Annotated in this window: 1 protein-coding gene and 1 pseudogene; both read right to left on the bottom strand. The window is 33.6% G+C overall.

Going from position 1 to position 470, the window contains the following annotated elements:
* Positions 1 to 106 (bottom strand): annotated as a pseudogene (locus RVS70_RS22275) (protein xpaC); the annotation flags it as partial.
* A gap of 119 nt (positions 107 to 225) precedes the next feature.
* On the bottom strand, positions 226 to 420 hold the full coding sequence (gene csfB, locus RVS70_RS22270) for an anti-sigma-G factor (protein ID WP_095432911.1): 195 nt from the start codon (positions 418 to 420) through the stop codon (positions 226 to 228).
* Positions 421 to 470 lie beyond the last annotated feature (50 nt).

Below are 470 nucleotides of genomic sequence, written 5' to 3'. Positions count from 1 at the left end.
ATAAAAAAAGCGACTGATTTAAACCGAAAAAACAAAATATCCCTATGAAAACAAAAGTCGCACTGCTAGTTAAACTCCACATTAAAACGTGAAAAAATCTCTGAATGAGATAATCGACTCCTGTGTCTATACTCAGTTTTAATATTATTATCTACTACGTTCAACCCTTAAACAAGTTTCATCTTCTTTTTATTATGAAGCGTACAAAAAAAGACCTTTTCAGGTCTATGAATATAATGGCGGTGTATGAATGCTCTTTAGTTTTTTCACGTAAAAGGCATAGTCAGGATCAGAAGTTGATGTAGAAATTACTTTTCTCTCACAATCTAAGCATATGAATTTCGTATAAAGATGAATGCCTCTATTCTTCTCTTGATCACAAATCACACATGTATGATTATGTTTAGCTGTTTCGTCCACCTTCTCCACCTCCGTACAATTAGCCTCCCCTTAAAACGGCTATTGTATAC

Source organism: Virgibacillus sp. M23, assembly GCF_034190895.1.
Classification (GTDB): domain Bacteria; phylum Bacillota; class Bacilli; order Bacillales; family Amphibacillaceae; genus Virgibacillus; species Virgibacillus salarius.
The sequence above is the reverse complement of the archived record's forward strand: the minus strand, read 5'-3'. Positions and strand labels throughout refer to the sequence as shown.